Origin of the sequence: Micromonospora luteifusca, from assembly GCF_016907275.1 — a bacterium.
In the GTDB taxonomy this organism is placed as follows: domain Bacteria; phylum Actinomycetota; class Actinomycetes; order Mycobacteriales; family Micromonosporaceae; genus Micromonospora; species Micromonospora luteifusca.
This window is the reverse complement of sequence record NZ_JAFBBP010000001.1, coordinates 6434836-6460998: the sequence shown is the minus strand read 5'-3', so window position 1 is coordinate 6460998 and position 26163 is coordinate 6434836. Positions and strand designations below refer to the sequence as shown.

Genomic DNA, 26163 nt, shown 5'->3' with positions numbered 1-26163 from the left:
GGCTAGGCGCGGTCGCGCTCATGGGTGTCGCGGGCGGTCTGCAACTCGGGCACCGAGGCTTCCAGCAGGTCGGCGAGGCCGCGCAACTGCTCGGCGACCCGGGCGCCGAGAGGGGTCAGCGAGTATTCGACGCGCGGTGGGATCGCGGTGAGCACCTCGCGGGTGAGCATGCCGTCGCGTTCGAGGGTCTGCAGGGTCTGGGAGAGCATTCGCTCGCTGATGCCGTCGATGCGACGACGCAGCGCGTTGAACCGGTAGCGGCTCTCACCGAGCGCCAGCAGGGCGAGCGAGGCCCATTTCGAGGTGACGTCCTCGAAGGCGGCACGGGAGGTGCAGCCCCGCGCGAAGACATCGCTGACGAGTTCCTGGGTAGGCCCCGCCGGGTGCTGGGACGGATTGTCGCTCACCTCACCAGCCTACCCCAAGCTTACCTACGAGCCGGTGCTGTAGATTCGTAAGTGCCTGCAGATCTGCCACCGCACTAACGGAGGTTCCCCATGCCCACCTATGCCGTCACCGGCGCCACCGGTCGGCTCGGCCGCCTGGTGATCGAGCAGTTGCTCGACACCGGCCTACCCGCCGCCGAGATCGCCGCCATCGTCCGCAGCCCGGAGAAGGCCGCCGACCTGGCCGCGCGCGGGGTCGAGATCCGCAAGGCCACCTACGACGACCCGTCGACGCTGCCCGGCGCCGTGGCCGGCGTACGCCGCCTGCTGCTCATCTCCGGTAACACTCCCGGCCAGCGCGTCGCGCAGCACACCGCGGTCATCGACGCGGCCAAGCTCGCCGGGGTCGAGCGCCTGATCTACACCAGCATCCTGAAGGCCGACACCACCACGAACCCGCTCGCCCCGGAGCACAAGGCCACCGAGGAGGTCCTTGCCATGTCGGGGTTGGCCCACACCGTGCTGCGCAACAGCTGGTACACCGAGAACTACACCGACCAGCTGCCGCAGTACCTGAAGTCCGGCACGATCCTCGGTGCCACCGGTGGCAGCAAGGTCTCCGCGGCGACCCGGGCCGACTACGCGCAGGCCGCCGTGGCGGCGCTGACCCGCGAGGAGGACGGCAACGCCGTCTACGAGCTGGGCGGCACCGCGTTCACCTTCGACGAGTTGGCCGATGCGGTCACGGAGGTCACCGGCACCACGGTCGTGCACCAGGACCTGTCGGCCGCCGAGCTGGCCTCGGCCCTGCAGGGCGTCGGGCTCGACGCGGGCACCGCCGGATTCGTCGCCGCGCTCGACCACTCGATCGCCATCGGTGAGCTGGTGACCGACAGTGACGACCTCAGCCGGCTGATCGGCCGGCCGAGCACCCCGCTGCGCGATGCCATCCGGGCCGCGCAGGCCTGACCCGCCGTCGACCACGTCGACACCGGGTGGGCCGCGGGATCCACGTCTCGTCGCCCGCCCGGCAGTCGGCCGTGGCGCGCCGACTATTCTTCCTCGTCCTCCTCTTCGGTGAGCTCGGCCAACACGTCGGCCGCGTCGCGGTTGCCCCCGTCGGCAAGCCGTCGAAGCTCGCCCACGTCCGCCCGCTCTGCCGCCAATTCGACGAGCTGATCGGCCGCGTCCCGGTCGCCCCGGTCGGCGAGACGCCGCAGCTCTTTCATGTCGCCAAGCTCGGTGGCGAGCTCGACCAACTGCGCCGCCGCGTCGGCGTTGCCGCTCTCCGCGAGCTGGCGCAGCTCCGCCAGGTCACCCCGTTCGCCAGCAAGCTCGACGAGCTGGTCGACCGCGTCCCGGTCACCGTTCGCGGCCCGCTCCCGCAGGCCGGCAAGATCAGAATCTGACATCGCGCACCTCTCACCAGCTCACGCGCGACCTTCTCGTCGTCCAACGACGCGCACCGGCCGGTCCCGTCCACCATCGAAAACGTAGACCAGCCGGGGCCGCGCCGGAGGACGGTACGGCCGACACCACCTGGGTGCCGGTCCCGTCAGTCCGGGTCGGACGGCTCGGCGAGCAGCAGACCGGTCAGCAGACCGCGCAGGGTCCGCTCGAAGAGGTCCGCTCGGGGCGCGGGCGCGGAGGGCTGGCTGAACGCCGCGACCAGGTGCGGGTACGCCCCGAGGTCGGCACCGGCGAGGCTGAACGCTTCGGAGGCGGCCTCGCTGCGGGCGAAGAGGGTCACCACGCCGCTCATCATCGCGATCGCCTCGAACTTGGCGGTGACAGGGGCGCGCACAGGCTCCAGGACTCGAATGCAGTTGTCGAACCAGGCCAGGCTCTCTGGGCCGACACCCGACGGCCGGTGACTCACCTCGATCAGCCACGGGTGCGCACGGTGCAGCGCCAACTGCCGGCGGCCCAACAGCAGCATCGAGTCCAGCCAGCCCCCCTCGGCCTCGGGATACGGCCGCAACTCCCCCACGACCCGGTCGGTCATCAGGTCCAGGAGATCGTCGCGCGACGACAGGTAGCGGTAGAGGGACCCGGCTCCGGTGCCGAGCGCGCCGGCGACAGCCCGCATCGACACCGCGGCAAGCCCTTCGGTGTCCGCCAGGGCGATGGCGGCCACGACGATGGCGTCCCGGCTGTGCGCCGGAGCGGGCCCACGGCTGCCGCGTTCGGGCCTGCTCCAGATCGGCTGCCGGGTGGAGTCGTCGTCGTCGGCCTTCGTGGATGCGTCGCTCACTGATCTACTGTAAACTGCAAACGTCGTTCGCAGTTGTTGTCCTCGCGGAAGGGTGGACGATCATGGAGCGGATCAACGCACGGGACGGCGCGAGCATCGTGCTGCACTCCACCGGAGACGGGCCCGGGATCGTCGTGGTGCACGGCGGTGGGGTCACCATCGACGTCTACCGCCGGCTGGCGACGACGCTCGCCGACCGGTTCACCGTGCACCTCTACAACCGACGGGGACGGGCCGACGCGCCACCCCGGTCGATGCCCTACACCTTCGAACAGGACATCGACGACCTCGCCGTGGTGCTGGAGCACACCGGGTCCGGAAACGTCATCGGCCACAGCTCCGGCGGTTTCATCGCACTGGAGGCCGCGCTTCGGCTGCCGATCGACCGGCTCGCCCTCTACGACGCCGCGATCTGCATCGACGGCAGGTTCCCGTCGGCGTGGCTCGCATCCGCCCAGGCGGCACTGCGGGCCGGTGACATCGCCCGGGGCCTCGCCATCACCGCCGCCGGGGTCAATCCACAGATGGCGGCGGGAAAGCTTCCGCTCGGTGTACGAATCGCGATCATTCGCGCGTTCATGCGTACGCAGATCGGCCGGACCATGGCCGAACTGCTGCCGATGACGCTGGAGGAATCGGCGCTGATCCGGGCACACGACGGTCCGGCCAGCCAGTGGGCCGGGGTGACCGCCGAGGTGCTGCTGGCCTGTGGTGCCGACGGCCCGCCCTACTACCCGGGTCTGAACGCTGCGCTGGCCCGCGCGCTGCCGCGGGCCCGGACACTGACGATTCCGCGCAGCGGTCATGACGCCATCAACCGGGCGTACCCCAGGATGGTCGACCCGCTCGCCGACTTCTTCGCGGCCCCCGTGACGCCGGAGCGGACGAGCCACGCCTGAGCGGGTCGCGCGATCACCCACGGTCATTGATCTTGGCTAGGCTGGCGGGCATGCCCGCCGCCCCCGTGCCCGCCCAGCGAGGTGAGCCGGCTCCGTCCGCGCACCACCGATCCGGTTGGGCTGACCGCTGCGCCCGGCTCGCCGGGGCGCGCCCGTTCGAGGTCGTCATCGTCGTGCTCATCCTCGCCAACGGGGTCGTCCTCGGTCTGGAGACGTACGACGGCCTGATCCGGGCGGGCGCGGCACTGCACTGGCTGGAGTTGTTCTTCCGCGCCGTCTTCGTCGTCGAGATCGGCGTCCGGCTGGCGGCCTACGGCAAGCGTCCGCAGGACTTCTTCCGGCACGGTTGGAACGTCTTCGACTTCGTGGTGATCGCGGCGATCTTCATACCGGGCCTGCACGGCGACCCAGCACTGCTCCGCGTCGTACGGGTCGCCCGCATGGTCCGGTTGGTGCGGTTCTCGCCGGGCCTGCGGACCATCGTCTCCGCGCTGTGGCGCAGCCTGCCGGGCGTCACCGGCTTCCTCGCCCTGGCCGTGGTGACGCTCTACGTGTACGGCATGGCCGGCTGGCTGATCTTCGGCAGCAGGTATCCGGAACAGTACGGCGACATCGGCCGCTCCCTGCTGACGTTGTTCGTGCTGCTGTCGCTGGAGACGCTGCCGGACCTCATCGAGCAGGGCATGGCAATCTCGCCGTGGACGCTGCTCTACTACGTCAGCTACGTGATCGTCACCGTCAACCTGCTGCTCAACATCCTCATCGCGGTCATCGTCAACTCGATGGAGGAGGCACGCCGGTTGGAGATGACCGAGCGACTGGCTCCCGACTACGACGAGGACGGCGACGGCGTACCGGACGAGGTGGACCGCATCGCGATCACCCAACGGTTGGACGACCTGCGGGCGGTCATCGCCGAGTTGGAGCGGGAGCTGCGGATCGACCGGGACGACGGGCACGGACGGCCCCACCGGGACGGCGCCCGTACCAGACGGTAATCCGACGCTCGCGCTGCGTCCTCCAGTTCGGATAGTCTCGACGGCGGTCCCACCCGGTCTGGCTGAAGGGACACCGACATGACGACCAGTGTCGACAACATTCAATCCGACACCGATCTCGCAGACCGGCTCGACACGGTCATCGACGAGGTGATCCGCCCGCAGGCCGCGACCGTCGACCGGGAGGGCGCCTTCCCCCGGCCGGGGGTCGACGCCCTCGCCGCGGCCGGCCTGCTGGGCCTGGCCTCCTCGACCGAGGTCGGCGGCAGCGGCCAGGGCATGCGGGCGGCCGCCGACGTCATCGAACGGCTCGCCGCCGAGTGTGGGTCCACGGCGATGGTGCTGCTCATGCACTACGCGGCGACCGCCGTCATCGAGGCGCACGGCCCGCGCGAGGTCCGCACGGCCATCGCCACCGGCGGTCATCTCACCACCCTGGCCTTCTCCGAGTACGGCTCGCGCAGCCACTTCTGGTCGCCGACCGGCGCCGCCAGCGCCGACGACGACGGCAGCGTCCGCCTCGACGCCCGCAAGAGCTGGGTCACCTCGGCCGGCGAGGCCGACAGTTACGTCTGGTCGAGCCTCCCGCTGTCCGCCGACGCCGGTCCGATGACGCTGTGGCTCGTGCCGGCCGGCAGCGCCGGCCTGAGCGTGACCGGCGACTTCGACGGGCTCGGCCTGCGTGGCAACGGCTCCCGGCCGATGACCGCCGAGGGGCTCCGGATCCCGTCGGCGGCAATGCTCGCCGCCGACGGCGCCGGGCTCGACACCGCGCTCGGCGCGGTCCTCCCCTGGTTCCTGGTGCTCAACGGCGCGTTCTGTCTCGGTCTCGCCGACAGCGCGGTCGCCGAGGCCGGCCGGCACCTCACCGGGACGACGCTCACGCACACCGGGGCCGCCCTCTGCGACGCGCCCGTCACCCGACGTGACCTCGCCCGCCTGATCATCCGCACCGAGGCGCTGCGCGCCTTCCTGGGCGACACCCTCACCGCGCTGGAGACCGGCCGCGACGACGCGATGCTGCGGGTGCTGCAGGTCAAGGCGCTCGCCGGCGAGACCGCCGCAGATGTCACCGACGGCGCGATGCAACTCTGCGGTGGCAGCGCGTTCCGCAAGGAGTTGGGCCTTGAGCGCCGTTTCCGTGACTCGCGCGCAGCCCGGGTGATGGCCCCGACCACCGACGCCCTGCACGACTTCGTCGGTCGCGTCGCCACCGGGCTGCCGCTGCTCGACGAGGCCAATCGCTGATGTCGACGCCAACCGTCCTGATGGGCGCGGTCGCGTACGACCCCAAGGTGGTGACCATCTGGGAGGGCTTCCGCGCCTGGCTGCGCGGGCGAGGCCTGGACTTCGACTTCGTCCTCTACTCGCACTACGAGCGACAGGTCGAGGATCTCGTCGCCGGGCGGATCGACGCGGCGTGGAACTCTCCCCTGGCCTGGCTGCGGGCCGAGCGACTGGCGGCCGCCAACGGCACGGCTGTCCGCGCGCTCACGATGCGTGACACCGACCAGGACCTCACCTCGATCGTGGTGGTCCGCGCCGACTCGCCGGTGCGGCAGGTCGCGGACCTCGCGGGGATGCTGGTCGCCGTCGGCGCGGTCGACAGTCCACAGGCGACGCTGATTCCGCTGGGTCACCTCGCGGCCGCCGGGGTCGAGGTCGACGTGCGCCGTTTCGACGTCGGCGTCGGCCTGCACGGCGATCACATCGGCGGCGAGCGTGACGCGGCCCGCGCCCTGGTGGCCGGCGAGGTCGACGCCGCCTGCATGATCGACGCCAACCACCTGGCGTTCGTCCAGGAGGGCACGCTGCCACCCGAGGGCACCCGGATCATCGCGCAGACCGCCCGGTACGACCACTGCAACATGACGGTCCGGCAGCCGGAGTCCGCCGGGGTCCGGCTCTTCGGGACGCTTCTGCTCGGCATGTCGTACGCCGATCCGCAGGTGCGCCCGCTGCTCGACCTGGAGGGGCTGACGGCCTGGAAGGACGGCCGCACCACGGGGTATGACCTCCTCGCCAGGGCGGTCGACGCCACCGGGTTCTTCTCGCCCGACGGGCGGGTGACGGCCACGGACTACCGGCCGTGAGCGCGGCCCCGGCTGCCGACGTCGAGGTCCACCTCGGCGACCTGGGCTTCGGCCGGGGAGCGCACCTACTCGTCCAACGTGCTCTGGCGGGGCTGCCGCCCGGCGGCCGGTTGGCGGTCTCCGGGCGCGACCCGGCGTTGCCCGTGCACCTGCCCGCCTGGTGTCGTGGTCGGGGTCATCGGGTCGAATGGCCGGCCCTGGGCGACCGGAGCGAGCTGGTGGCTGTGGTCGTCCGGGGTACGGCGGATGACGACCGCTGGTTCGGCGCGGAGCGGGCCGGGCCCGCCCTTCCGTCGGCACTGAGCAGCCGCCCGCCGGCGCGGTGGGGGCTCGGCGCCCGGGGCGCGCTGCTCGAAGCCGGTGGTCCCGAGGCCCGGTTCGACCTGGACGACCGTGACCTGGTGTGGGCCGATGTCGCTCCGCACCTGTACGCCCAGGCGGCCGCGCGACAGTGGGATCCGCAGACCGCGGTGCCGTGGGCCGATCCGTTCGCGCTGCCGGCCGATGTCGAGGCCGCGGTGGTGCAGGTGATGACGTACCTGGTCGAGAACGAGCAGGCCGCGCTCGTCGTGCCGGCCCGGTTCGTGGGGCGCATCCACCCGCACTTCCGTGAGGTGGTGCAGCTTCTCGCGGTGCAGATGGCCGACGAGGCGCGGCACATGGAGGTGTTCAGCCGACGGGCGCTGCTGCGGGGCACCGAGCTGGGCACGTCGTCAGCCGGCGGCCGGCACTCGCTCTTCACGCTCGTCGCGGAGTCTGACTTCGCGCTGGCCTCGTTCCTGCTCTCCGTACTCGGTGAGGGCAGCTTCGTCGACCTGTTGTCGTTCCTGCACCAGAATGCCCCGGACCCGGTGACGCGCCGGGTCTGTTGGCTCGCTATGCAGGACGAGCGCCGGCACGTGGTGTTCGGCATGGCGCACCTGGAGCATCAGGCGCAGCTAGATCCGCTGCTGCGGGATCGGCTGCGGGCGGCGATCCACCGCCGCCACGACGCGCTCGTCGACACCGCGGGCCTGAACGCGGACGTCTTCGACGCGCTGGTGGTGCTCGCGGCGGGTGGCTGGCACCCCGACGACGTGTCCGCCGGCTTCGATCGGGTGCAGGCTCTGCAACACGCGATGGATCAGGGCCGCCAGCGCCGACTGGTCCGGCTGGGTTTCCGTCCCGACGAGGCCGCCGCGCTCTCCGCCCTGCACACCCGCAACTTCATGTGAGCGACCCCCGCGCCGGCCGTGGCATGCGCGGGGGTCGAGGTACGGCAGTTCAGCGACCTCTGGTCACTGACCGAGCAGGGTCCGGATCTTCTGCGCGTAGCCGGCCACCGTGAAGTCGGGGCTGACGGAGTCCACCAGGATCAGGTCGTTGATGGTGTGGTTGACGCGCAGCGGCAGGATCGCCTGGTATTCGGCGGAGTTGTACCAGGCCTTCGCGGTCTCCGCGTCCGGGAACTCGATCAGGACGGCCGAGCCCTCCCAGGAGCCCTCGATGATCTGCACCTCGGCGTCCAGGACGAGCCACTTGCCGCCGTACGCCTTGGTGGTGGCCTCTACCTGCTCCAGGTAACGCAGGGACTCCTCGGTCGGCACTCCGCCGGGGATACGCAGGTGGTTGATCAGGTACGTGCTCATGTCTCACTCCTCAGAGGTGGTTGACCGGTCGAATGCGTACGACCGGTCGTCTTATAACTGGTAGACGCCGCGACCTAGGAGACACCGCGGCTGTTACGGGTTGGATCCGGCGAGGATCACGTGAGGATCCGCGCCGTGGTGATCGCGAAGAACTCGTGGACGGCTGCCGGGTCACCGGATGCCTTCGCCCGCGCCGCCGCACCCTCGTAGCTGGAGACGACGAATCCGGCGAGCTCCCGCGCGGGCTCCTCTCCGTGCAGCTCACCGGCAGCACGGGCCTGCTCGATGGCCACGGCGAGGGCGGCGACCCAGCGGCCGAAGCCGGCGTCGACCGCGTCCCGCAGAACGCCGCTGTGGGCCGGGATCTCGGTGGCGAAATTGCCGAGCAGGCAACCACGGTCACCCATGGTGTCGCTGAGACCGGTGATGAAGCGGAGGTGGTTGGTGATCCGCTCGAGCGGCGTGGCGCCCTGCTTCTCGTCGAGCATTTCCAACCCCATGGCCGCGGAGTACCTCGCCACCGAGTTGAGGGCGAGGTCCTCCTTGCTGGCGAAGTGGTTGTAGAAGGTGCCCTTGGGCGCCCCGGCGGCGGCCACGATGTCCTGGACGCTCGTTCCGTTGTAGCCGCGCAGGTGGAACAGGTCCAACGCGGCGTCGGACAGCCGCTGCCTGGTCCCGGCGGAGGCTGGTGACTTCGGTCGTGGCATCTCCTGGCACTCCTCTCCCCCGGGGTTCCGGCTGGCTGACAGACACCACAATATGACCGGTCGTCTCGGAATGCCAGTGCTGTGATCACCGTCATCGGGAAGTACGGTGGAACGGCCATGAACCCGGAGTCCAGCGCGATCCGCCAGGAACTGCTGCGGCTGCGCGCGCAGACCGAAACTCAGGCCACCGCCCTGGACCGCGACCTACGGGGCCTCTTCGAGGCGTCCCGGTCGTCCAACGCCGATGACGAACACGACCCCGAGGGCAGCACGATCGCCCTCGAACGCGCACAGCTCACCGCCGTCCTGGACGCGACGCGCCAACGCCTGGCCGAGCTGGACGTCGCGCTGCAACGGGTCGACGACGGCAGCTACGGCGTGTGCGAACGGTGCTCCCGTCTGATTCCCGCCGAGCGGCTCGTCGCCCGCCCGTCGGCGCGTACGTGCGTCGCCTGCGCCAACCGGCGGTGACGGCCCCCGTCGACCGGGCAGGTGACGGGGACCGTCGATGGGACAGCTGAGGAGAGCTTTCGTCGTAGTCGGTGATCAGCTGGCGCAACAGCCGCCCAGCTGACCGTCGGCGGGGTTGCTGTTGCACACGCCGGTTTCGGGCAGGTCGAGCTGGACGTCACGAGCGGCCACCCAGTCCCCGGCGAGGGCGGCGACGACGGAGCGAACCTGCTCGTAGCCGGTGGCCATGAGGAACGTCGGCGCCCGACCATAGGCCTTCATGCCGACGGCGTAGTAGCCGCTCTCCGGGTGGGCGAGTTCGTCCACGCCGTGCGGCGCAACGGTGCCACAGGAGTGCTCGTTGGGGTCGATCAGCGGGGCCAGAGCGCGGGTGGCGCCCAGGACCGGGTCCAGGTCCAGACGCAGCTCAGCGGCGATGGAGTGGTCGGGGCGGAAGCCGGTGGCAGCGACGATCCGGTCGACGGTGACCGACTCGTCGTTCCCGCCGGCGTGCCGCACGACGACGCGCACGCGACCGTCTGCCGGGGTGAGCGTATGGACGGCGAATCCGGTGAGCAGCCGGATCCGCCCGGCGTCGACGTGCGTACGCAGCCGTAAGCCCAGGGCGCCGCGGGCGGGCAACGCGTCGGCCGCCGCGCCGCCGTAGGTACGCGCCGGCGAGGCGGTCCGGATCGCCCAGGTCACCTCGGTGCCCGGTGCGGATTCGGCCAGTTCCGCCAGGGACAGCAGCGTGTTGGCGGCCGAGTGGCCGGAGCCCACGACCAGGGTGTGCCGGCCGACGAACCGGTCCCGGTCGACACCGAGCACGTCCGGCAGCGCGTGCTCCAGGTACGCCGTCGCGTCCGCCTCACCCCGCGCGGGCAGGCCGGAGGCACCGAGGACGTTCGGCGTACGCCAGGTGCCGGTGGCGTCGATGACGGCACGGGCGAACAGTTCGTCGCCGTTGGCGAGGCAGAGCAGGAACGGTGCGGTGTCGCGTCCGGCGGTGCGCAGCCGGTCGAGGCCGAGGCGGCTGATCGCCTCGACGCGTGCCCCGTACCGCAGGTGCGGCTTGAGCTGCGGCAACTCCGCGAGGGGCTGGAGGTAGTCGCCAACCAGTTCCGCGCCCGTCGGCAGTGCCTCCGGGTCGGGGGCGACCCAGCCGGCCTCGTCGAGGAGCCGGCGGGCGGCCGGGTCGATGTTGAAACGCCACGGTGAGAAGACGCGCACATGCCCCCACTGCCGTACGGCGGCGCCCGGGGTGTCGCCGGCTTCGAGGACGGTGAAGGTCAGGCCGCGCTCGTGCAGGTGTGCGGCTGCGGCGAGACCGGTCGGACCGGCGCCGATCACCACGACAGGAAGGTCGTCCGGGGCACTCATCACACAACTCCTCTATCTAGAAGACTGTCGAAGCAAAGAGGCGGGCGGCGGCCCGGCTTCCGGGGCCAGGATCGGTCAGGTGATGACGCGACTGCGTCGCTCGAGCAGGACGACGTCGCGCCAGCGGCCGTGGTGGCGACCGACCCGTTCGCGTACGCCGACGACCCTGAACCCGGCCCGCTGGTGCAGTGTCAGGCTCGCGGTGTTCTCCGGGAAGACGCCGGACTGGATCGTCCAGATGCCGGCGGCCTCGGTGGAGGTGATCAACTCGTCCAGCAGCAGTCGGGCGATGCCACGGCCCTGGGCAGCCGGGTCCACGTAGACGGAGTGTTCGACGACACCGGCGTACACCGGGCGGGTCGAGGTGGGTGTGACGGCGATCCAGCCGAGGGCGGTGCGGTCGCCGTCGATGGCCACGAAGCGATGCGCGCTCAGCCGCGCGGTGTCGAACGCCGCCCAGGTCGGGGCGGTGATCTCGAAGCTGGCGTTGCCGGCGTCGAGGCCGGCCTGGTAGATCGCCAGGACCCGGTCGGCGTCGGCGGCGACCATGGGACGCACGGTGATGTCGACCATCAGCGGGTTCCCTCCCGGAAGACGTCGGACGCCTGACTCGACGTCCGTCGAAACAGACAGTTGCACGCTGATTAGATCAATGTCAACCTAGAGGAATGTCGAATCAAGCGGCGCCGGCCGTGGACGTGCCCTGCTGCCCTCCCCTGACCGAGCGACGCGTACCGGCCGAGGCCGCCGCGGTGCTCGCGTCCGCGTTCAAGGCCCTGGGCGACCCGGTGCGTCTGCAACTGATGTCGATGATCGCTTCCGCGGAGAGCGGGGAGATCTGCGTCTGCGATCTGACCCCCGCGTTCGACCTGACCGGCCCGACCATCTCGCACCACCTGAAGACCCTGCGTGAAGCGGGGCTCGTCGACGCCGAGCGTCGGGGCACCTGGGTCTACTACCGCGCCCGACCGGCCCTCCTGCGCCAACTCGCCACCCTGCTCACCGTCGCACCGGCCGCATGAGCACCACAATCCGGAGCGATTCGCCGGAGATCGCCGTGGTCGGCCGCCTCTCCCGACTCGACCAGTTCCTACCGGTCTGGATCGGGCTGGCGATGGTTGCCGGGCTGCTCCTCGGCCGACTGATCCCCGGCCTGAACAGCGCGCTCGACTCGGTGACGATCGGCGGGATCTCGCTGCCGATCGCGATCGGCCTTCTGATCATGATGTACCCGGTGCTCGCGAAGGTCCGCTACGACCGACTCGACACCGTCACCGGCGACCGCCGACTGCTGATCTCCTCGCTGGTCCTCAACTGGCTCATCGGACCCGCCGTGATGTTCGCCCTGGCCTGGATCTTCCTGGCCGACCAGCCCGCGTACCGGACCGGTTTGATCATCGTCGGCCTGGCCCGCTGCATTGCCATGGTGATCATCTGGAACGACCTGGCCTGCGGCGACCGGGAGGCCGCCGCCGTCCTGGTCGCCCTCAACTCCGTCTTCCAGGTCGTCGCCTTCGGCCTGCTCGGCTGGTTCTATCTCTCGGTGCTCCCCGGCTGGCTGGGGTTGTCCGGCGCCGAGTTGACCATCTCGGCCTGGGACATCGCCCGCAACGTGCTCATTTTCCTGGGCATCCCGCTGCTCGCCGGTTACCTGACCCGCCGTCTCGGCGAGCGTGCCAAGGGCCGCGACTGGTACGAGGCCCGTTTCCTGCCGCGGATCGGCCCGGCCGCCCTCTACGGACTGCTGTTCACGATCGTGATCCTGTTCGCTCTGCAGGGAGACGCCATCACCAGCCGACCCCTGGACGTGGTCCGCATCGCGCTGCCCCTGCTGGTGTACTTCGCGCTCATGTGGGCCGGCTCCTACGCCCTCGGCCGGGCCATCGGTCTCGGCTACGAGCGCACCACCACCCTGGCCTTCACCGCTGCCGGCAACAACTTCGAACTCGCCATCGCCGTCGCGGTCGGCACCTTCGGCATCGCCTCCGGGCAGGCCCTCGCCGGGGTCGTCGGCCCACTGATCGAGGTGCCCGTCCTGGTCGGGCTCGTCTACGTCTCCCTCTGGGCACGCCGCCGGTTCTTCACCACCGCGCACTCCGCAACCGCGTAACCCGGAAGGAAACCCCTGATGAGCGACAAGCCCAGCGTCCTGTTCGTCTGCGTGCACAACGCCGGCCGTTCCCAGATGGCCGCCGGCTGGCTGCGCCACCTCGCCGGCGACACCGTCGAGGTCCGCTCGGCCGGCTCCGCGCCGGCCGAGACGGTCAACCCCGCCGCCGTGCAGGCCATGAGGGAGGTCGGCATCGACATCACCGACCAGACCCCCAAGATCCTGGAGTACGCGACCGCGCAGTCCTCTGACGTCATCGTGACGATGGGCTGCGGCGACACCTGCCCGGTCTTTCCCGGCAAGCGCTACGAGGACTGGAAGCTCGACGACCCGGCCGGCAAGGGCGTCGAGTCCGTCCGCCCGATCCGCGACGAGATCCGCACCCGGGTGGAGCAGCTCCTCACCGAGCTGAACCCCGTCGCCTGACGTGCGGGGTGCACCCGCCACGCCCGGGTGTCCTCAACGGCTCCCGGCGTAGATGGCACGGTCACCGAGCTCCTCCTCAATGCGGATGAGCTGGTTGTACTTGGCGGTGCGGTCGGAGCGCGACAGCGAGCCGGTCTTGATCTGACCGCAGCCGACGCCCACGGCCAGGTCAGCGATGGTGGTGTCCTCGGTCTCCCCGGACCGGTGCGACATCACCACCCGGTAGCCCGCCTTGTGGGCGGCGTCCACCGTCGCGAGGGTCTCGGTGAGCGTGCCGATCTGGTTGACCTTGACCAGGATGGCGTTGGCGTAACCGCCGGCGATCCCGTCGCGCAACCGGTCGACGTCGGTGCAGAAGACGTCGTCGCCGACCAACTGCACGCGCTCCCCCGCCATCGCGGTCAGCCGCTTCCAGCCATCGAAGTCGTCCTCCGCCATCGGGTCCTCGATCGAGCTGATCGGGTAGCGGGCAACCAGGTCGAGCAGGTAGTCGATGTGCTCCTCGACGGTGCGCTTGCGTCCCTCCCCGACGTAGTCGTAGACACCCGCGCGGAAGAACTCCGAGCTGGCCGGGTCGAGGCAGATCAGCATGTCGGTCCCGGGCTCGTAGCCGGTGTCCTCGATCGCCCGCAGCACGAACCGCAGCGCCTCGTCGGCGTTCGTGAAGTTCGGCGCGAAGCCGCCCTCGTCACCGACGCTGGTGCTGTGGCCGGCCGCGGCCAGGGACGCCTTGAGGGTGTGGAAGACCTCCGAACCCATCCGGACCGCCTCGGCGAAGGTCGGCGCTCCGACCGGGGCGATCATGAATTCCTGGAAGTCGATCGGGTTGTCGGCGTGCGCGCCACCATTGATGATGTTCATCATCGGCACCGGCAGCAGGCGGGCACCGACGCCACCGACGTAGCGGTAGAGCGGCTGCCGGTGAGCCAGCGCCGCCGCCTTCGCGGTCGCCAGGGACACCGCCAGGATCGCGTTGGCGCCCAGCCGACCCTTGTCCTTCGAACCGTCGAGAGCGATCATCGTCTCGTCGATCAGCGCCTGGTCCTCCGCGTCGAGGCCGACCACGGCGTCGGCGATCTCGCCGTTGACCGCGGCGACGGCCGTACTGACGCCCTTGCCGTGAAAGCGCGTCCGATCTCCGTCGCGCAGCTCGACCGCCTCGTTCGCCCCCGTCGACGCGCCGGACGGAACGGCGGCCCGGCCGACCGACCCGTCGGCGAGGACCACATCCGCCTCCACCGTCGGGTTACCCCTGCTGTCGAGGATCTGCCGACCACGCACCCGACTGATTGCCGTCATCACACACTCCCTGTTCAGGATGCCTTTTCGCAGCCAGACTGGCAGGAAACGGCGGCCGTGACACCGCGACGATGAACACGTTGACCCGTACCCTGGGGTGCGGGTTTAGGGTCGCAGGATGCGGGTGGGTGAGCTGGCACGCCGGACCGGGACCACGGTCCGGGCGCTGCGGTACTACGAATCGGCCGGGCTGGTCGTCCCGCGGCGGCTGGGCAACGGCTACCGCGAGTACGACGCGATCGCCGTACGGCTGGTGGCGCAGATACGCGAGCTGATGGCGCTCGGTCTCACCGTCGAGGAGACCCGCCCGTTCGTGGAGTCGATCGCCGGTGGTTCCGACGACTCCGACGTGTGCGCGGCGGCGGTGGCCACCTACCGCAGCACGATCACCAACCTGCAGGAACGGATCGGCAAGCTGACCGCCCAGCGGGACGCGCTGGACGCTCGCCTCGACGCGGCCGCGACTCAGGTCGTACCCGGCGTTCACCCGGTCGACGCCGACCCCACCGCGCTGGTCGGCACCAGATTGCCCCAGCTGTCGTTCTACGGCACCGACGGCCGCCCGGTCGATCTCGGCGCGCTCGGCGCCGGGCGGAGCGTCATCTTCGTCTACCCCCTTACCGGGCGGCCGGGCGTTGACCTGCCCAACGGGCTGCTGGAGATCCACGGCGCCCGCGGCAGCACCGAGCAGGCCGCCTGGTTCCGCGACCACCACGCGGAACTCCGGGCGGCCGGCGCTGCCCGGGTGTACGGCCTGTCGGCGCAGTCGACCGGCTATCAGCGTGAACTCGCGCACCGGCTGCGGCTGCCCTACCCGCTGATCCCCGACCCGAGGCTGACCCTGGCCGACGCACTGCGTCTGCCCACCCGCACCGCAGGTGACATGACGCTCTACGAGCGGCTGACCCTGATCATCGCCGACGGCGAGGTGGAACATGTCTTCCATCCGATTCCGGACCCGGCGTCGCACCCCCTGCACGTAATGCGGTGGCTCACCAAGCGACGCCAGGCTCCCGGATCGGTTGCCGCCTAGAAGTCGTCGTCGAAGGCGACCGTGCCGGTCACCCCGACCTGGTACGCCGACACCCGCCGCTCGAAGAAGTTGGACAGCTCCTGCACGTCCTGCAACTCCATGAAGGCGAACGGGTTGCTCGACCCGTAGTGCGGGGCGATGCCGAGTTGGGCGAGGCGGCGGTCGGCGACGTGCTGGAGGTACTCCCGCATGTCGGTCAACGTCAGACCGGGCACACCGTGGCCCAACAGGTCCTCGGCGAACTGCACCTCACACTCGACAGCCTCGGTCAGCATCTGCCGAACCTGGTCGGCGAGGTCGTCGTCGAACAGGTCCGGCTCCTCGCCGCGGACGGTGTCGACGACGTCGAACGCGAACGCCATGTGCATGGACTCGTCACGGAACACCCAGTTGGTGCCGGAGGCCAGGCCGTGCAGCAGGCCACGGGAACGCAGGAAGTAGACGTAGGCGAACGCTCCGTAGAAGAACAGCCCCTCGATGCAGGCGGCGAAGCAGATCAGGTTGAGCAGGAACGTGCGCCGGTCCTCCCGGGACCGCAACTCCCGCAGGTCGTTCAACGAGTCGATCCAGCGGAAGCAGAACTCAGCCTTGCGGCGGATCGAGGGGATGTTCTCGATCGCGGCGAAGGCGGCGAACCGCTCATTCTCGTCGGGCACGTACGTGTCGAGCAGGTTGAGGTAGAACTGGACGTGCACGGCCTCCTCGAACAACTGCCGGGACAGGTAGAGGCGACCCTCGGGGCTGTTGACGTGCTGGTAGAGGTTGAGCACCAGGTTGTTCGCGACGATCGTGTCGCCGGTGGCGAAGAACGCGACCAGCCGGCTGACCAGGTGCCGCTCAGCCGGCGACAGCTTGTCCAGGTCGGCGAGGTCGGCGTGCAGGTCGACCTCCTCGACCGTCCAGGTGTTGCGGATGGCGTCGCGGAACCGGTCGAAGAAGTGCGGGTAGCGCATGGGACGGAGGGTGAGGTCCATCCCGGGGTCGAGCAGCATGTGCGTGGTCCTCGGGTCGGCGGTGGTGTCGGCGATCATGTCGGCGGTGCTCACTGGCAGGCCTCGCACGACTCGGGGTTCTCCAGCGAGCAGGCCAGCGCCTCCGCGTCGACCGTGACGGGTGCGACGGCGCTGACGGTGGCCTGCTGGATCCGGGTGGCGGGGCGCGAGCGCAGGTAGTAGGTGGATTTCAGCCCGGCCTTCCAGGCGTACAGGTACATCGAGGAGAGCTTGCCGATGGTCGGTGCGGCCAGGAACAGGTTCAGCGACTGCGACTGGTCGATGAACGGGGCGCGGGCGGCGGCCAGGTCGATCAGCGCCCGCTGCGGCAGTTCCCATGACGTGCGGAACAGCTCCCGGACGCCGGCTGGCAACTCCGCGATCTCCTGCACCGACCCCTCGGCGCGCTTGATCGCCGACCGGATCCGGTCGGTCCACAGACCGCGGGCCTTCAGCTCGCGTACCAGAGCGGTGTTGACCTGGAGGAACTCCCCCGACAGGGTCTCGCGCTTGAACAGGTTGGACACCTGCGGCTCGATGCACTCGTAGCACCCGGCGATCGAGGCGATGGTCGCGGTCGGGGCGACCGCCACCAGCAGCGAGTTACGCAGCCCGTACGCCTCGACCCGCTCCCGCAGCGCGGCCCAGCGTGCGGTCTGCGTGCCCTCGACACCCCACAGGTCCGGTTGCAACTGGCCCCGCGCGGCCCGGGTCTGCCCGTACGCCGGATGTGCGCCGAAGCGGCGGGCCAGGTCGGCGGAGGTCTCCAGCGCGGTCAGGTACAGCTCCTCGCTGATCCGGGTGGACAGCTCCCGCGCGACCGGGGAGTCGAACGGCAGCCGCAGTGCGAAGAACACGTCCTGCAGACCCATCAGGCCGAGCCCGACCGGCCGCCAGCGGGGGTTGCTCGCCGCTGCCTGCGGGGTCGGGTAGTAGTTGATGTCGATGACCCGGTCGAGGAAGGTCACCGCGGTACGGACGGTGGCGCGCAGGCGCTCCCAGTCGATGCCGTCGTCGGTGAGGTGGGCGGCGAGGTTCACCGAACCGAGGTTGCACACGGCGGTCTCGGCGTCGCTGGACACCTCGACGATCTCGGTGCAGAGGTTGGACAGGTGCACCACGTTGCCGTCTTCGGCGGTCTGGTTGCACAGTCGGTTGGCGGCGTCCTTGAAGGTCATCCACCCGTTGCCGGTCTGGGCGAGGGTCCGCATCATCTTCCCGTACAGCTCGCGGGCCGGGACCTGCCGTACGTAGCGACCCTGCGCCTCGGCCTCCCGGTACGCGGCGTCGAAGCGCTCCCCCCACAGGTCGGGCAGTTCGGGCACCTCGTGCGGGTCGAACAGCGACCACATCTCGTCGGCCTCGACCCGGCGCATGAACTCGTCCGGGATCCAGTTGGCCAGGTTCAGGTTGTGGGTGCGCCGGGCGTCCTCGCCGGTGTTGTCCCGCAGTTGCAGGAACTCCTCGATGTCCGGATGCCACGGCTCCAGGTAGACGCACGCCGCGCCCTTGCGCCGGCCGCCCTGGTTGACCGCGGCGACACTCGCGTCCAGCGTGCGCAGCCACGGCACGATCCCGTTGGACTGCCCGTTGGTGCCGCGGATCAGTGCGCCCCGGGACCGGACCCGGGAGTACGCGATGCCGATGCCGCCGGCGAACTTGGACAGGTTGGCGACCTGGGCGTACCGCTGGTAGATCGAGTCCAACTCGTCCAGCGGCGAGTCGACCAGGTAGCAGGAGGACATCTGGGTGTGTCGGGTCCCGGAGTTGAACAACGTCGGTGAGCTGGGCAGATAAGCCAGGCTGGACATCAGTCGGTAGAAGCCGATCGCCTCGTCCGGCGTTTGGGACAACCCGCAGGCAACCCGCAGCAGCCAGTACTGCGGGGTCTCCAGCACCAGCCGGCTGGTGGGGTGGCGCAGCAGGTACCGGTCGTACACCGTGCGCAGGCCGAAGTACTCGAACCTCCGGTCGCCGTCCGGATCGATGGCGTCGTCGAGCATCGCGTCGTGAGCGGCGACGAACGCCGCGGTGTCGTCACCGATGAGCCCCTCGGCATGGCCGATCCGGATCGCCGCGCTGAACGAGGTGACGCCCTGCCGGCGCACCTCCTTGTCGACGTAGCCGGACAGGAGCCGGGCGGCGAGGCGCGAGTACTGCGGTTCCTCACCGATCATCTCGGCGGCGGTCTGGATGGACAGCCGGTCCAACTCGGCCGTCGTCGCGCCGTCGTACAGGCCGCTGATCGTGCGGGTGGCGACGCGCATCGGGTCGACGTCGGTCAGGTCGTCGGCCCACCGTTCGACCGCCCGGACGATCTTGTTCAACTCCACGGACTCGGTGCTGCCGTTGCGCTTGCGGACCTGCATCGGCGTCCGTCGCAGGGCCGCGTCGCCGCTGGCCGGGACTACCTCGGTGACTGTCACCACTCACTCCTCGCGAGTTCGAGACCTGATGGCCCTCGGACGCGTGGAGACAGACACCGGCGGACGCCACGCCATGCGGACGTGGGTCGGGTGGCGTCAGCCGTCCCACGCGGCCTCGGACCGCCGCGCAACCCGGGTTCGGGTACGTGGCGCGCTGGCAGGTCTTCGGACTCGCGGGCAGGACCGGGTTCGCCGGTCTCCTACTGGCCGTCGCTTCCCAGACCGATTGGTGGCCCAGTGCTTCTGACGGCGGTCGTTCCCACTCACCGCTGCGGGACAGTCCCGGATTTCCACCGGGTTCCCTGTTGCCTCGACCGCCCCGGATGAGCGGCCGAACCAGCTGCGCTCGACACCATATATAGGGACGCTGCCGTTGTCACACCCCACATGTCGGTCCCGGGGCGTGTCGGCGGCCGGGCTGGTGACGACCGTCACCGGCCCCGAGGGACACGCTCGGCCCGGCCGATGCGAGGCGGTGAACGCCGGCGCCGCCGAGGCCCGGACGAAGGCGTGGTGGAGCCAGAAAGGTGCGATGTATCGAGTCAACAGATGTAAAGAATCCTGCTCATACTTCGCCGTCAATGTTTCCGTCCTGAATGAACATCTTATCTTCACGGGTCCTATCCGGATCCTCTTGTCAATGCCTCGACCGGGACGAGCCGACGCCCGCAGCCCGGGAATGCCCAGAAAAATCGACTACGGGGGCGGCGTCCACCAGCACGAGGCCTGCCACCGCAGCCCACGGCGGGCACCCGCCAACCGGTAGCGTCGTCAAAAGCAGACCATTCGAAACATTGGATGTCTGTGGCCGGGGGGTGATCGACATCGTTGACGGGCCGGATCCGCCCTCCGTATACTCCCAGTGATCATCTGATCTTTGGCCTAGCCGGGCGAGGAGCGCATGCCGCAGATCACTGCCGTCACCGTCGAGGACGTCCGCTTCCCCACCTCCCTGACCGCTGACGGCTCCGACGCCATGAACAAGGACGGCGACTACTCGGCGGCCTACGTCGTTCTGCACACCGACGGCGTCGACAGCGTGGGTGCGCCGCTCGCGGGCCACGGTCTGACCTTCACCATCGGCCGGGGCAACGACATCGTCGTCGCGGCGGCGGTCCATCAGGCACAGAGCCTCGTGGGCCTGGACGTCGCGACGATGGCAGCGGACATGGGTGCGGTCTACCGCCTCCTCACCTCCGACTCGCAGCTGCGCTGGCTCGGGCCGGAGAAGGGCGTCGTCCACCTGTCGCTGGCCGCCGTGCTGAACGCGTCGTGGGACCTGGTCGCCCGGCTCGCCGACAAGCCGCTGTGGCGGCTGCTCGTCGACATGTCCCCCGAAGAACTCGTCGACATCGCGGACCTGCGCTACCTGTCCGACGCGCTGACCCGGGACGAGGCACTGGCCATCCTGCGCGCCAAGGAGAGCACGAAGGCCGATCGTCTCGCCGAGCTCGACCGGACCGGCTACCCCGCCTACACCACCTCCGCCGGCTGGCTCGGCTACGGCGACGACAAGCTGCGCCGGCTGTGTCAGGAGGCGGTGGACAGCGGCTACGGCTACGTCAAGCTCAAGGTGGGCGCCAACCTCGACGACGACATCCGCCGGTGCGGGATCGCCCGCGAGATCCTCGGCCCACACCGCAACCTGATGATCGACGCCAACCAGGTGTGGGACGTCGGACAGGCCATCGAGTGGGTGAAGGCCCTCGCCCAGTTCGAGCCACTGTGGATCGAGGAGCCGACCAGCCCCGACGACATCCTGGGCCATGCGGCCGTCCGCCGCGCCGTCGCTCCCATCGGAGTCGCCACCGGCGAACACTGCCACAACCGGGTGATGTTCAAGCAGCTGTTCCAGGCCGGGGCCATCGACTTCTGCCAACTGGACACCGGCAGGCTGGCCAGCATCAACGAGATCGTCGCCGTGCTGCTCCTCGCCGCGAAGTTCGACGTCCCCGTCTGCCCACACGCCGGCGGTGTCGGGCTGTGCGAGATGGTGCAACACGTCTCGGTGCTCGACTACGTCTCGATCTCGGGAGATCTCACCGACCGTGTCACCGAGTTCGTCGACCACCTGCACGAGCACTTCACCGACCCGTGCATCGTCCGCGACGCCGGTTCGGGCAGCGGTTACGTCCTGCCCAGCCAGCCCGGCTACTCCACGCGGATGCGTCCCCAGTCGGTCGCGCTCTACCGCTTTCCCGACGGCCCCTACTGGGCTGCGGCACAGCCGACTACCGTGTCATCTCCGGAGCCGTACGTGATCGCGGGTGGAACGGCCACCCCCGCCGGCCGCTAGGAGGTGTCATGTCGCGCACCGACGAGGTGGTGAACGGCATCAAGCGGATGATCCTCGAAGGAAGGTTCAAGCCCGGGGACCGGCTGCCCATCGAGAAGGACCTCGCCGAGTCGCTCGGCGTCTCCCGGGGATCGCTGCGTGAGGGGATGTCCGCCCTGTCGATCCTCGGCATCGTCAACATCCGCCAGGGTGACGGCACCTACATCACCAACCTCGACGCGCCGCAACTGCTGGCCCCGATGGGCTTCGTGGTGGACTTCCAGGGCCAGGGCGACCCACGGCACATCCACACCGTCCGGCGGCTGCTGGAGTGCGAGGCCGCCCGGTTGGCGGCGACCAGGATCACCGACGAGGCTCTCGCCCAGGCGGGAGAACTGCTCGACGAGGCGGCCCGGATCGCCGGTCGGTCACCGCAGGACCACGAGCGGATCATGGAGATCGACATCGCGTTCCACCGGATCATCGCCGTGCACGCCGAGAATCCGGTGCTCGTCGGTCTGATCGAGGCCTTCGCCGGGCGCACTCTACGCGGGCGGCTCTGGCGGAGCCTGCACGAGGAGGGCGCGGACCGGCGTACTCATGACGAACATGTCGCAATCCTGCAGGCTCTCCTGGCACGCGACCCGGAGCGGGCCCGCATCCGGATGGCCAACCACCTGATCGGGGTGGAGGAGTCGTTGCACGGGCTGCCCGACGACGGTGACACGAACGCCGAGCCCGCTCGGTTCTGAGCCGCCGTCAGCGCTCGTCGCGTTCCGCGCTGATGCTCCCGGTCATCGCCGCGACCAGATCGTCGGTGGTGACCTCGTCCGCGCTCAGCCGGGCGGCCCGCCGGCCGAGACGCAGCACCTCGACCCGGTCGGCGATCTCGAGCACCTGAGGCATGTTGTGGCTCACCAGCACCACCGACATGCCGGCGTCGCGGGCACGCCGGACGACGTCGAGCACCCGCTGGGTCTGGACCACGCCGAGCGCCGCGGTGGGCTCGTCCAGGATGACCACGCTGGTGGCCCAGATGATGGCGCGGGCCACCGCGACGCACTGCCGCTGCCCACCGGACAACATCGCGATCGGGGTGGTGACCCGGGGGATCCGGACACCCAGTTCGTCGAGGGCCGCGGCGGCACCCTGCCGCATGGCGCGCTTGTCGAGCAGCCCCAGCCGGCCGAGCGGCCCGGAGCGCAGGATCTCCCGCCCGAGGTACAGGTTGGCGGCCACGCTGAGGTCGTCGGCGACGGCGAGATCCTGGTAGACGGTCTCCACCCCTGCGCGCCGTGCGTCCAGTGGGGTGGAGAACTGGACGGGACGACCGCCCACCCGGATCTCGCCCTCGTCGGGCGGGTGCACGCCGGACAGCGTCTTGATCAGGGTGCTCTTTCCGGCGCCGTTGTCGCCGATCAGCGCGACGACCTCACCCCGGTGGACCGTGAAGTCGGCACCGCGCAGCGCCTCGACGTGCCCGAACCGCTTGACGATGCCACGAGCTTCGAGGACCGGCGGTTCGTCGGCGGTCGGCTGCCGTTCGCTGTCGGCGGTGGCCGTCGGGGTCGTGCCCATCACTGCACCGGGGGGTTGGCGCAACTCGGTTCGAGCACCGCCTTGATCTCCGCGGAGTCGATGTTCTCCTTGGTGACGAACGTGACGCCGGTGTCCGCCGACGCCAGCGGCGCCTTGTCCCGCAGGTGCTTGACCATCTTGTCGACGCCGAAGTAGCCCATCTTGAACGGGTTCTGCACGACCAGCGCCGAGATCTGGCCGCTACGCACGCCGGCGATCTCGTCCGGGGCGGCGTCCCAGCCGATGATGACCACCTTGCCCGACTTGTTCGCCGCCTGGATGGCCTGCGCGGCGCCGAGCACACTCGGCTCGTTGGCCGCGAAGATGCCGGCGAGGTTGGGGTTGGCCGTGAGGATGTTCTCGGTGACGCGTCGTGCCTCGTTGACGTCACTGCGGCTGGGCTGCTGGCCGACCAGCTTCAGGTTGGGGAACTGGGCGAGGCCGGCCTTGAAGCCGTCGACCCGCTCGGTGTTGGTCTGCGATCCGGGCTGGAACTCGACAAGTGCCACCTCGTGGTTGCCGGGGCCGAGTTCGGTGGCGAGCATCTTCGCCGCCTCGGTGGCCGACGCACGGTTGTCGGTGGCGAAGAGGGGCACGCTCGACGGCTGCGGGCTGGTGCCGGAGTCGATCATCGCGACCGGGATGTTGGCGCCGATCGCCTGGTCGGTCGCCGGTGCCAACGCGCGGGAGTCGGTCGCCGCGTAGACGATGCCGTCGACCTTCTTGGTGACGAAGTTCTGGATCAGGTTGACCTGGCCCTCGACATCGGTTTCGGTGGTCACCCCGTCCCACTGGACGGTGACGTCGCCGGCGCGCTGCGCGGCACACTCCGCCCCGGCCTTCACCGTGTTCCAGTAGTCGGCCCCGACGGCCTTCGGGACGACGGCGAGCTTCAACGGGCCACTCGCGTCCTTGGTCGCGCCATCGCCTCCGTCGCGGACGTCGACTCCGCCGCAGGCGCTGAGAAGAGCGGTCGCCGCGGCTACGGCCAACATGGCCTGTGCGCGCAGGATGGGCCGTCGCGTCCGTCGGCTGGTGGTGGTGTGCGCCATGATGCGTGTCCTTCCTCGTTCGGACTCTCGGAATGGCATGTCAACCCCGTGCTTCCAGCCGCCGTCGGCGGTACTGGTCGAAGTAGACGGCGGCCCAGATGATCAGGCCGACGATCACCTGCTGGTAGTGGATGCTGATGTCGAGCAGGACGGCGCCGTTGCGCACCAGGGCGATGAGGAACGCGCCGATGATGGTCCCGACGATCCGGCCCTGGCCCCCGAAGAGGCTGGCTCCACCGATGACCGCGGCGGCGATCACATCGAGCTCCAGCGAGATCCCATAGTTCGGCTGGCCGGAGTTGACCCGGGACGCGGCGATCATGCCGCCCAACCCGACCAGCACACCCGCCAGCACGTACACCCCGGTCAGGTGGCGCCGCACCCCGATGCCGGAGCGGCGGGCCGCCTCCAGGTTGGAGCCCATCGCGTAGGTGTACTGGCCAAAGCGCGTCTGGGAGAGCAGGAAGGCAACCCCGACGGCGACCAGGACGGTGATCACCACGGCGAACGGGATGCCGAGGATCTCCCCGTTGCCGAGCAGCTGGAAGGATCGGGGCAAACCGTAGACGCCGACCGCTCCGCTGACGATGAAGACGAGACCGCGGCCCACGGACATCGTTCCCAGCGTCGCAATGAACGGCGGAATCCGGGCCACGGTCACCAGCAGCCCGTTCAGCAGCCCGGCCAGCGCGCCGACGCCGATCGCCACGATCGTCGCCGCCCAGAGCGAGAAGCCGAGGTCGCGGACGACCATCGCGCCCGCGACGCCGGCCAGCGCGGCGATCGACCCCACGGACAGGTCGATGCCCTTCGTGATGATGACCATCGTCTGCGCCGTGGCGATGATGGCGATCACCGCGGTCTGCGCCCCGATGTTGAAGAGGTTGTCCGCGGTCAGGAAGTAGGGACTGGCGAGGGTCAACGCGATGAACAGGACCACGAGCGCGGTCGCGGCGGTCAGCTCGGAGACGGCGTGGGAGATCCGTTCCCGGAACCAATCGCTGAGTTCGCCGCGCTGCGAGCCGGCGGCTGCCTCGACCGTACTCATCGTCGGACCTCGCATGCCCGGGCACCGCCCGTAGAGATAGGTCGGATGTTTCCCTCGATCAGGCGTTACCTTGCCACGCATCTACATATGTTGCCAAGGTCTTGCCGACATGTTTTGTCAGCGATGCCCAGGCCACCACGGGCATACGTCTGATCAAACTGGCACAACCTGCGACCGATCGATCACCATGCCCAGGCGGGGAGGGGCTTTCGGCCCGTCAGGCCGCGAGCCGCTGCGGCCTCACGACGTCTCCAGCCGGTAGGCCCGACGGGCCGTCTGTCGCCAGATCGCCGCACGCTCGTCGTCGCGGAGCGGGTCCAGCAGGTCGGTGAGGGCCTCGACCCAGCGGGTGTACGAGGTGGCGAGCAGACACACCGGCCAGTCCGAGCCGAACATCAACCGGTCCGGGCCAAACACGTCGAGCGCGTGCTCGACGGCGGGCCGCACATCCGCCGTCGTCCAGGACGGGCCGTCCACTTCGGTCACCAGGCCGGAGAGCTTCGCCGTCGTGTTGGGCTCGGCGGCGAGCGTACGCAGGTCACGGGGCCAGTCGCCGAGGCCGGCACGCCCGAGCGACGGTTTGCCGAGGTGGTCCAGGACGAACCGCATCTGGGGCAGATCGCGGACGAGCCGGGTGGCCGCCGGCAGTTGGTGGTCGCGCACCAGCAGGTCGAAGGCGAGGCCAGCGGCGCCGACCGCGGCGATGCCCCGCCGGACCTCCGGGCGGTCGAGGTACGCCGGGTCAGGTTCGGATTGGACGAGGTGCCGGATCCCGACCAGCCGGTCTCCACCCCGTGCGGCCCGGAGCCGGTCGAGGCGATGGTCGACGTCGTCCGCGGTGAGGTCGACCCAGCCGACGACTCCGGCGATGAGGGGGTCGTCGGCCGCGATGCCCAGCAGTTCGGGCGTCTCCGTCCGGGCGGCGACGGACTGCACGACGACGGTCTGGGTGACCCCGACGGCCCGGGCTGCCGGGGCCAGGTCGACCGGAGTGAAGTCGTCGTCGATCACGGCCATGGTGTGCGGATCGATCCAGGGCTGCGGGTGCCGTGCCCGGACCCAGAGGTGGTGGTGCGCGTCCACGATGCCCGGTCCCGACGGGGTTTCGTTGGTCGTCATCGGACACGTC

At 69.9% G+C, this 26163-nt stretch carries 27 protein-coding genes and 1 riboswitch; of the genes, 13 read left to right on the top strand and 14 right to left on the bottom strand.

Annotated elements, in window-relative coordinates:
• Positions 1-2: 2 nt before the first annotated feature.
• Complete coding sequence (locus JOD64_RS29090; RefSeq protein WP_204945183.1) at positions 3-407, bottom strand: winged helix-turn-helix transcriptional regulator; 405 nt, start codon at positions 405-407, stop codon at positions 3-5.
• Positions 408-497: 90 nt separating this feature from the next.
• Here JOD64_RS29090 and JOD64_RS29085 point away from each other — a divergent pair, with 90 nt between their 5' ends.
• Complete coding sequence (locus JOD64_RS29085; RefSeq protein WP_204945182.1) at positions 498-1355, top strand: SDR family oxidoreductase; 858 nt, start codon at positions 498-500, stop codon at positions 1353-1355.
• Between the two features lie 83 nt (positions 1356-1438).
• Here JOD64_RS29085 and JOD64_RS29080 read toward each other — a convergent pair whose 3' ends face one another.
• Positions 1439-1798 (bottom strand): hypothetical protein, encoded by a 360-nt coding sequence (locus JOD64_RS29080; RefSeq protein ID WP_239559710.1) that lies wholly within the window; start codon positions 1796-1798, stop codon positions 1439-1441.
• A 143-nt stretch (positions 1799-1941) separates the two neighbouring features.
• On the bottom strand, positions 1942-2640 hold the full coding sequence (locus tag JOD64_RS29075) for a TetR/AcrR family transcriptional regulator (protein WP_204945181.1): 699 nt from the start codon (positions 2638-2640) through the stop codon (positions 1942-1944).
• A 62-nt stretch (positions 2641-2702) separates the two neighbouring features.
• Between JOD64_RS29075 and JOD64_RS29070 the strand changes: the two genes are divergently transcribed.
• From JOD64_RS29070 to JOD64_RS29050, 5 genes are all read left to right on the top strand, one after another.
• The gene (locus JOD64_RS29070) at positions 2703-3539 is read left to right on the top strand and encodes an alpha/beta fold hydrolase (protein WP_239559709.1); all 837 of its coding nucleotides are present in this window, start codon (positions 2703-2705) and stop codon (positions 3537-3539) included.
• A 50-nt stretch (positions 3540-3589) separates the two neighbouring features.
• Positions 3590-4537 carry an ion transporter gene (locus JOD64_RS29065; RefSeq protein WP_204945179.1) on the top strand — a complete coding sequence of 316 codons (948 nt, stop codon included), beginning with the start codon at positions 3590-3592 and terminating at the stop codon, positions 4535-4537.
• A gap of 78 nt (positions 4538-4615) precedes the next feature.
• A complete protein-coding gene (locus tag JOD64_RS29060; RefSeq protein ID WP_204945178.1) occupies positions 4616-5785 on the top strand; it encodes an acyl-CoA dehydrogenase family protein in 1170 nt (389 codons plus the stop codon).
• Positions 5785-6630 (top strand): phosphate/phosphite/phosphonate ABC transporter substrate-binding protein, encoded by an 846-nt coding sequence (locus tag JOD64_RS29055; RefSeq protein WP_204945177.1) that lies wholly within the window; start codon positions 5785-5787, stop codon positions 6628-6630. Before JOD64_RS29060 ends, JOD64_RS29055 begins: the two co-directional genes overlap by 1 nt.
• Positions 6627-7844 carry a ferritin-like domain-containing protein gene (locus tag JOD64_RS29050; RefSeq protein ID WP_204945176.1) on the top strand — a complete coding sequence of 406 codons (1218 nt, stop codon included), beginning with the start codon at positions 6627-6629 and terminating at the stop codon, positions 7842-7844. Before JOD64_RS29055 ends, JOD64_RS29050 begins: the two co-directional genes overlap by 4 nt.
• A 63-nt stretch (positions 7845-7907) precedes the next feature.
• Here the strand turns inward: JOD64_RS29050 and JOD64_RS29045 are convergent, their stop codons facing one another.
• Both JOD64_RS29045 and JOD64_RS33635 read right to left on the bottom strand, forming a co-directional pair.
• Complete coding sequence (locus JOD64_RS29045; protein ID WP_204945175.1) at positions 7908-8258, bottom strand: DUF1330 domain-containing protein; 351 nt, start codon at positions 8256-8258, stop codon at positions 7908-7910.
• A 116-nt stretch (positions 8259-8374) separates the two neighbouring features.
• Entirely contained in the window at positions 8375-8965 is a 591-nt protein-coding gene (locus tag JOD64_RS33635) for a TetR/AcrR family transcriptional regulator (RefSeq protein ID WP_204945174.1), read from the bottom strand.
• Positions 8966-9082: 117 nt separating this feature from the next.
• Between JOD64_RS33635 and JOD64_RS29035 the strand changes: the two genes are divergently transcribed.
• Entirely contained in the window at positions 9083-9436 is a 354-nt protein-coding gene (locus tag JOD64_RS29035) for a TraR/DksA family transcriptional regulator (RefSeq protein ID WP_204945173.1), read from the top strand.
• Positions 9437-9511: 75 nt separating this feature from the next.
• Here the strand turns inward: JOD64_RS29035 and JOD64_RS29030 are convergent, their stop codons facing one another.
• Together JOD64_RS29030 and JOD64_RS29025 are read right to left on the bottom strand one after the other, a co-directional pair.
• Positions 9512-10795 carry an FAD-dependent oxidoreductase gene (locus tag JOD64_RS29030; RefSeq protein ID WP_204945172.1) on the bottom strand — a complete coding sequence of 428 codons (1284 nt, stop codon included), beginning with the start codon at positions 10793-10795 and terminating at the stop codon, positions 9512-9514.
• A 75-nt stretch (positions 10796-10870) separates the two neighbouring features.
• Positions 10871-11368: a GNAT family N-acetyltransferase gene (locus JOD64_RS29025; RefSeq protein ID WP_204945171.1), complete on the bottom strand. Its 498-nt coding sequence runs from the start codon at positions 11366-11368 to the stop codon at positions 10871-10873.
• A 95-nt stretch (positions 11369-11463) separates the two neighbouring features.
• Here JOD64_RS29025 and JOD64_RS29020 point away from each other — a divergent pair, with 95 nt between their 5' ends.
• The 3 genes from JOD64_RS29020 to JOD64_RS29010 are packed head-to-tail and all read left to right on the top strand — an operon-like array spanning position 11464 to position 13331.
• Positions 11464-11817 carry an ArsR/SmtB family transcription factor gene (locus tag JOD64_RS29020; RefSeq protein WP_204945170.1) on the top strand — a complete coding sequence of 118 codons (354 nt, stop codon included), beginning with the start codon at positions 11464-11466 and terminating at the stop codon, positions 11815-11817.
• Positions 11814-12905, top strand: a complete 1092-nt coding sequence (gene arsB, locus JOD64_RS29015) for an ACR3 family arsenite efflux transporter (protein WP_204945169.1) — start codon at positions 11814-11816, stop codon at positions 12903-12905. Before JOD64_RS29020 ends, arsB begins: the two co-directional genes overlap by 4 nt.
• An 18-nt stretch (positions 12906-12923) precedes the next feature.
• Entirely contained in the window at positions 12924-13331 is a 408-nt protein-coding gene (locus JOD64_RS29010; RefSeq protein WP_204945168.1) for an arsenate reductase ArsC, read from the top strand.
• Positions 13332-13364: 33 nt separating this feature from the next.
• On the opposite strand, the gene eno is transcribed toward JOD64_RS29010, so the two are convergent.
• Entirely contained in the window at positions 13365-14630 is a 1266-nt protein-coding gene (gene eno, locus JOD64_RS29005; RefSeq protein WP_204945167.1) for a phosphopyruvate hydratase, read from the bottom strand.
• Between the two features lie 118 nt (positions 14631-14748).
• Here eno and JOD64_RS29000 point away from each other — a divergent pair, with 118 nt between their 5' ends.
• The gene (locus tag JOD64_RS29000) at positions 14749-15663 is read left to right on the top strand and encodes a MerR family transcriptional regulator (RefSeq protein ID WP_204945166.1); all 915 of its coding nucleotides are present in this window, start codon (positions 14749-14751) and stop codon (positions 15661-15663) included.
• On the opposite strand, the gene JOD64_RS28995 is transcribed toward JOD64_RS29000, so the two are convergent.
• Together JOD64_RS28995 and JOD64_RS28990 are read right to left on the bottom strand one after the other, a co-directional pair.
• The gene (locus tag JOD64_RS28995) at positions 15660-16694 is read right to left on the bottom strand and encodes a ribonucleotide-diphosphate reductase subunit beta (protein ID WP_204946308.1); all 1035 of its coding nucleotides are present in this window, start codon (positions 16692-16694) and stop codon (positions 15660-15662) included. The genes JOD64_RS29000 and JOD64_RS28995 overlap by 4 nt on opposite strands.
• Positions 16695-16705: 11 nt before the next feature.
• The gene (locus JOD64_RS28990) at positions 16706-19024 is read right to left on the bottom strand and encodes a ribonucleoside-diphosphate reductase subunit alpha (RefSeq protein WP_239561861.1); all 2319 of its coding nucleotides are present in this window, start codon (positions 19022-19024) and stop codon (positions 16706-16708) included.
• A gap of 196 nt (positions 19025-19220) precedes the next feature.
• Positions 19221-19437: riboswitch (cobalamin riboswitch) on the bottom strand.
• Positions 19438-19982: 545 nt separating this feature from the next.
• Between JOD64_RS28990 and JOD64_RS28985 the strand changes: the two genes are divergently transcribed.
• Both JOD64_RS28985 and JOD64_RS28980 read left to right on the top strand, forming a co-directional pair.
• Positions 19983-21377: an enolase C-terminal domain-like protein gene (locus tag JOD64_RS28985; RefSeq protein ID WP_204945164.1), complete on the top strand. Its 1395-nt coding sequence runs from the start codon at positions 19983-19985 to the stop codon at positions 21375-21377.
• 8 nt (positions 21378-21385) lie between these two features.
• Positions 21386-22108: a FadR/GntR family transcriptional regulator gene (locus JOD64_RS28980; RefSeq protein WP_204945163.1), complete on the top strand. Its 723-nt coding sequence runs from the start codon at positions 21386-21388 to the stop codon at positions 22106-22108.
• 7 nt (positions 22109-22115) lie between these two features.
• Here the strand turns inward: JOD64_RS28980 and JOD64_RS28975 are convergent, their stop codons facing one another.
• The 4 genes from JOD64_RS28975 to JOD64_RS28960 form a co-directional block, all read right to left on the bottom strand.
• Positions 22116-22934, bottom strand: coding sequence for an ATP-binding cassette domain-containing protein (locus JOD64_RS28975; protein ID WP_239559708.1), 819 nt, complete (start codon positions 22932-22934; stop codon positions 22116-22118).
• Entirely contained in the window at positions 22934-23986 is a 1053-nt protein-coding gene (locus JOD64_RS28970; protein WP_204945162.1) for an ABC transporter substrate-binding protein, read from the bottom strand. The genes JOD64_RS28975 and JOD64_RS28970 overlap by 1 nt, the downstream gene beginning before the upstream one ends.
• A gap of 40 nt (positions 23987-24026) precedes the next feature.
• Positions 24027-25034: an ABC transporter permease gene (locus JOD64_RS28965; RefSeq protein WP_204945161.1), complete on the bottom strand. Its 1008-nt coding sequence runs from the start codon at positions 25032-25034 to the stop codon at positions 24027-24029.
• A 240-nt stretch (positions 25035-25274) separates the two neighbouring features.
• Positions 25275-26153 (bottom strand): amidohydrolase family protein, encoded by an 879-nt coding sequence (locus JOD64_RS28960; protein ID WP_204945160.1) that lies wholly within the window; start codon positions 26151-26153, stop codon positions 25275-25277.
• Positions 26154-26163 lie beyond the last annotated feature (10 nt).

Bases quoted from the DNA above. Each gene is read 5' to 3' on its own strand.
- JOD64_RS29085 (WP_204945182.1), top strand. From the start codon at position 498: ATGCCCACCTATGCCGTCACCGGCGCCACCGGTCGGCTCGGCCGCCTG.
- JOD64_RS29080 (WP_239559710.1), bottom strand. From the start codon at position 1,798: ATGTCAGATTCTGATCTTGCCGGCCTGCGGGAGCGGGCCGCGAACGGT.
- JOD64_RS29070 (WP_239559709.1), top strand. From the start codon at position 2,703: ATGGAGCGGATCAACGCACGGGACGGCGCGAGCATCGTGCTGCACTCC.
- JOD64_RS29065 (WP_204945179.1), top strand. From the start codon at position 3,590: ATGCCCGCCGCCCCCGTGCCCGCCCAGCGAGGTGAGCCGGCTCCGTCC.
- JOD64_RS29060 (WP_204945178.1), top strand. From the start codon at position 4,616: ATGACGACCAGTGTCGACAACATTCAATCCGACACCGATCTCGCAGAC.
- JOD64_RS29055 (WP_204945177.1), top strand. From the start codon at position 5,785: ATGTCGACGCCAACCGTCCTGATGGGCGCGGTCGCGTACGACCCCAAG.
- JOD64_RS29045 (WP_204945175.1), bottom strand. From the start codon at position 8,258: ATGAGCACGTACCTGATCAACCACCTGCGTATCCCCGGCGGAGTGCCG.
- JOD64_RS33635 (WP_204945174.1), bottom strand. From the start codon at position 8,965: ATGCCACGACCGAAGTCACCAGCCTCCGCCGGGACCAGGCAGCGGCTG.
- JOD64_RS29035 (WP_204945173.1), top strand. From the start codon at position 9,083: ATGAACCCGGAGTCCAGCGCGATCCGCCAGGAACTGCTGCGGCTGCGC.
- JOD64_RS29030 (WP_204945172.1), bottom strand. From the start codon at position 10,795: ATGAGTGCCCCGGACGACCTTCCTGTCGTGGTGATCGGCGCCGGTCCG.
- JOD64_RS29025 (WP_204945171.1), bottom strand. From the start codon at position 11,368: ATGGTCGACATCACCGTGCGTCCCATGGTCGCCGCCGACGCCGACCGG.
- JOD64_RS29020 (WP_204945170.1), top strand. From the start codon at position 11,464: ATGTCGAATCAAGCGGCGCCGGCCGTGGACGTGCCCTGCTGCCCTCCC.
- arsB (WP_204945169.1), top strand. From the start codon at position 11,814: ATGAGCACCACAATCCGGAGCGATTCGCCGGAGATCGCCGTGGTCGGC.
- JOD64_RS29010 (WP_204945168.1), top strand. From the start codon at position 12,924: ATGAGCGACAAGCCCAGCGTCCTGTTCGTCTGCGTGCACAACGCCGGC.
- eno (WP_204945167.1), bottom strand. From the start codon at position 14,630: ATGACGGCAATCAGTCGGGTGCGTGGTCGGCAGATCCTCGACAGCAGG.
- JOD64_RS29000 (WP_204945166.1), top strand. From the start codon at position 14,749: ATGCGGGTGGGTGAGCTGGCACGCCGGACCGGGACCACGGTCCGGGCG.
- JOD64_RS28995 (WP_204946308.1), bottom strand. From the start codon at position 16,694: ATGATCGCCGACACCACCGCCGACCCGAGGACCACGCACATGCTGCTC.
- JOD64_RS28990 (WP_239561861.1), bottom strand. From the start codon at position 19,024: ATGCAGGTCCGCAAGCGCAACGGCAGCACCGAGTCCGTGGAGTTGAAC.
- JOD64_RS28985 (WP_204945164.1), top strand. From the start codon at position 19,983: ATGCCGCAGATCACTGCCGTCACCGTCGAGGACGTCCGCTTCCCCACC.
- JOD64_RS28980 (WP_204945163.1), top strand. From the start codon at position 21,386: ATGTCGCGCACCGACGAGGTGGTGAACGGCATCAAGCGGATGATCCTC.
- JOD64_RS28975 (WP_239559708.1), bottom strand. From the start codon at position 22,934: ATGGGCACGACCCCGACGGCCACCGCCGACAGCGAACGGCAGCCGACC.
- JOD64_RS28970 (WP_204945162.1), bottom strand. From the start codon at position 23,986: ATGGCGCACACCACCACCAGCCGACGGACGCGACGGCCCATCCTGCGC.
- JOD64_RS28965 (WP_204945161.1), bottom strand. From the start codon at position 25,034: ATGAGTACGGTCGAGGCAGCCGCCGGCTCGCAGCGCGGCGAACTCAGC.
- JOD64_RS28960 (WP_204945160.1), bottom strand. From the start codon at position 26,153: ATGACGACCAACGAAACCCCGTCGGGACCGGGCATCGTGGACGCGCAC.